Annotated in this window: 4 protein-coding genes; all 4 read left to right on the forward strand. The window is 25.9% G+C overall.

Going from position 1 to position 2,831, the window contains the following annotated elements; translation table 11 throughout:
- On the forward strand, positions 1-252 hold a 252-nt coding region (locus VLM92_RS14365; protein ID WP_325277012.1), incomplete at its 5' end, for a hypothetical protein.
- Positions 253-574: 322 nt separating this feature from the next.
- On the forward strand, positions 575-766 hold the full coding sequence (locus tag VLM92_RS14370) for a YwbE family protein (protein WP_325277013.1): 192 nt from the start codon (positions 575-577) through the stop codon (positions 764-766).
- Between the two features lie 210 nt (positions 767-976).
- Positions 977-2,071, forward strand: coding sequence for an alanine/ornithine racemase family PLP-dependent enzyme (locus tag VLM92_RS14375; RefSeq protein ID WP_325277014.1), 1,095 nt, complete (start codon positions 977-979; stop codon positions 2,069-2,071).
- A 293-nt stretch (positions 2,072-2,364) separates the two neighbouring features.
- On the forward strand, positions 2,365-2,831 hold a 467-nt coding region (locus VLM92_RS14380; protein ID WP_325277015.1), incomplete at its 3' end, for a cob(I)yrinic acid a,c-diamide adenosyltransferase.

Raw genomic sequence — 2,831 nt, forward strand, 5'->3', positions numbered from 1 at the left:
CAAGGTGAAACTTCTGAAAAGAAATTTGAAATAGGAATGGAGATAATGGGTCAAGTCAATACAAATGTATCTATAGAATACATTAAAAATATAGCAAATAGAATTTTATATGAAGATAAATTTGAGATAGCAGAATATAGGGTTCCACAAGAGGGAACTTTTAAGAGTGAAATCTCAAATGGTATGTGGGTTATAAATGCAGATATGGATAAGAATATTAAATTATTGCATAGTTACTTTGGGATAAAATAAAAAATCAAATATAAAACAAAAAGGCGAGCGTCAGTGGGGCACTCGCCTTTTGAAAGGAGAAATAAGTACAGCATCCTTAAGGATATCATTAAAAATTGTACTTAACTTTATATTAAAATTATAGACCATTATTTTTTTTATATACATATTATTTCTAAAAAGTTGCATAGCTATGCAAGAATATAAATGTAGGAGCAATTATTAAAAATAGATTTTAGGTTATAAATTAAGGAATTTATTGAAAATAATGTAACTTTAGGATAATATATGACTATATACAAAAGTCTCAGTTAAATTAAAAAATTAAAAGAGGTAATTAATTATGAACGGTAATAATAGAGATGATATAAATATAGGAGCTAGGGTATTAGTAGTTCAAAAGCAAGATCAGCGCACTGGAAAATTAACAGAAGGTATTGTTATTAGAATACTTACAAATTCTAAGAATCATCCTCATGGGATTAAGGTTATGCTTGAAGGTGGAATTGTTGGAAGAGTTAAAACAATTTTATAAAATATTAAAGACAAAGTGACTATGACATATTTTCGATAAAACAATGTTATAGTCATTTTTTGTATTAATGGTTTGTTGCTAAAGTTTCATTGATGGATGTTTTAAAAAGGGGAAATAAGGATTGAGATAGCATTCTTTTAAAGGAAAGAGAATATACTGGAGTTAGATATAACAAAGTAAATAAATAAAATTTATTAGGGGGAATTTATTATGATATATGAAGATAAATATCCAGTACTAGAAATAAACCTAAGCAAGATATATGAAAACACAAAGCATGTAGTTGGATTATGTGAAAATCTAGGTATAAATGTTGCAGGGGTAGTAAAAGGAGTAAATGCAAAGCCAGAGGTTGTTGACCAAATGGTAAAAGGTGGATGTAAATACGTTGCTAGTTCTAGAATAGAACAATTAATAAGTCTTAAGGAGTATGGTATAAAAGAAGAAAGTATGTTAATTCGTATACCAATGCTTAGAGAAATACAAGAAGTAGTAAAAAATATTGATATTAGCTTAAACTCAGAAATAGAAACAATAAATAAAATAGAAGAAGAATGTAAAAAACAAAATAAAGAGCATAAAGTTATACTTATGATGGACTTAGGAGATTTAAGAGAAGGAATAATTGATGAAGACGAATTTATAAATACTGCGACATACATAGAAAATGAATTAAAACACGTGAAACTTTGTGGAGTTGGAACTAATTTAAGTTGCTATGGTTCTATAAAACCATCCTATGACAATTTAAGTAAACTATGTAATGCTGCCCAGAAAATAGAAAGTAAAATAAATAGAGAATTAGACATAATATCAGGTGGTGCAACAACTACATTACCATTAATATTAGATAATAATATTCCTAAGAAAATAAACAATTTAAGGATAGGTGAAGGAATAATAGTAGGACGTGATTTACCACATTATTGGGGATATGATGTAGATGAAATGCATGAAGATACAATTACATTAAAAGCTGAAATAATAGAAATAAAAAACAAACCATCTTATCCAATAGGTGAAATGTTTATAGATGCTTTTGGAAACAAACCTATTTATGAAGATAGAGGAATAAGAAAAAGAGCTATTTTAGGAATTGGTAAACAAGATTTTGTTTTTTATGATAGTTTAATACCACTAGATGAAGGTGTTGAGATTATGGGAAGTAGTAGCGATCATCTTATTGTAGATATACAAGACAGTACAAAAGCATTTAAGGTAGGAGATATTATAAATTTTGGATTATTTTATCCAAGTGTACTTTACTTAACTTCATCTAATTATGTCAATAAAGTATACATTTAATTAATAATTAAACATTTATTCAAAAATTAAGTATATAAAAAGCCTGATTTAATACTTAGGTTTTTTATATACTTAGAATAAAATTTATAACTTGATGAACTTAAATACCTAGTAGGAATAAAATACTTCACAATATTAAAACAAAAAAAACATTAAAAAACAACAAAGTTTTCTATTAATATAATATATTAGTTTATAAATTAAAATACAGGAAATATATAAATAATAGAATAGGTATAAATTAAATAAAATATAATTTATAAATAAGTATTAAAAGGAAGAGGGTTTAAAATATGAAAATATATACAAAAACAGGAGATAAAGGACAAACGTCTTTATACGATGGAACTAGAATAGATAAAGATAGTATAAGAGTAGAATCATATGGTACTATAGATGAATTAAATTCATACATAGGTTTATGCATAAACTACATAAAAGAAAAAGATAAAAACGTATTATTTGACCTACAAAAAAAACTATTTCATGTAGGTGCAGAGCTTGCAACTAAAGATGAAAGTAAATTTACAAAAACAATTATAGAAGAAGATATTAAAAATCTAGAAAATATAATTGATGAATATACAAACAAAACAGAGGAAGTAAATGCATTTATAATACCAGGTACAGGATTAGCAGCAGCAAACCTACATATTGCAAGAACTATATGTAGAAGAGCTGAAAGAAGGATATTAGCACTTAGCAAAGTTGAACCTGTAAATCCATTTTTAATAAAATATGTAAATAGATTATCAGATAC

Origin of the sequence: Romboutsia sp. (assembly GCF_035470145.1) — a bacterium.
GTDB lineage: Bacteria > Bacillota > Clostridia > Peptostreptococcales > Peptostreptococcaceae > Romboutsia_D.